This window comes from Bifidobacterium sp. M0353 (assembly GCF_016100645.1).
Classification (GTDB): Bacteria; Actinomycetota; Actinomycetes; order Actinomycetales; family Bifidobacteriaceae; genus Bombiscardovia; species Bombiscardovia choladohabitans.
This window is the reverse complement of sequence record NZ_JACFSB010000023.1, coordinates 1-458: the sequence shown is the minus strand read 5'-3', so window position 1 is coordinate 458 and position 458 is coordinate 1. Positions and strand designations below refer to the sequence as shown.

The following is a 458-nucleotide window of genomic DNA, read 5'->3' as shown; positions in this document are numbered from 1 at the left end:
CACGTTTAAGCGTGTATTGTCAACTAATTTTTTTGTTTTTCTTCGATTATTTTTTTTAAATTTTCTAGATCGTCTTGAGTAGCATAATTTCTAACAAAGCTTTTGGCTTGTGATTTAGCAGTAATATATCTTTTACGTTCTCTATTAGCCATATCCCACTTTTTGTTAGCTGCCTTTTTGGCTTCGCTCAATTTACCCATTATCAATTTACCTTTTTCCTACAAATTTATTCCCAACTTTTTGAAAAGTCTTCATCTTTAAATAATTCTGCAAGTCCGCCAACTTGTTTTAGTCTTAACAATTCATCTGCCGACATTCCAATGTTTTTCATAATCCATTTATCTGACATACCCGCATCTTTAAGTTCCTTGACTATATTGGTCATTAGATCTATATCATGACTGCCACGTGCTCTATTATGTCTAATTGTTGAAGCAATTCTATCTTCAATTGGCTTA

General features: G+C 32.1%; 1 protein-coding gene and 1 pseudogene. Both read right to left on the bottom strand.

From position 1 onward, the window contains the following. Nucleotides 1–23: 23 nt before the first annotated feature. Complete coding sequence (locus H3V04_RS08830) at nt 24–191, bottom strand: hypothetical protein (protein ID WP_198188202.1); 168 nt, start codon at nt 189–191, stop codon at nt 24–26. 35 nt (nt 192–226) lie between these two features. After that, nucleotides 227–458: pseudogene (locus H3V04_RS08825) on the bottom strand (ParB/RepB/Spo0J family partition protein); the annotation flags it as partial.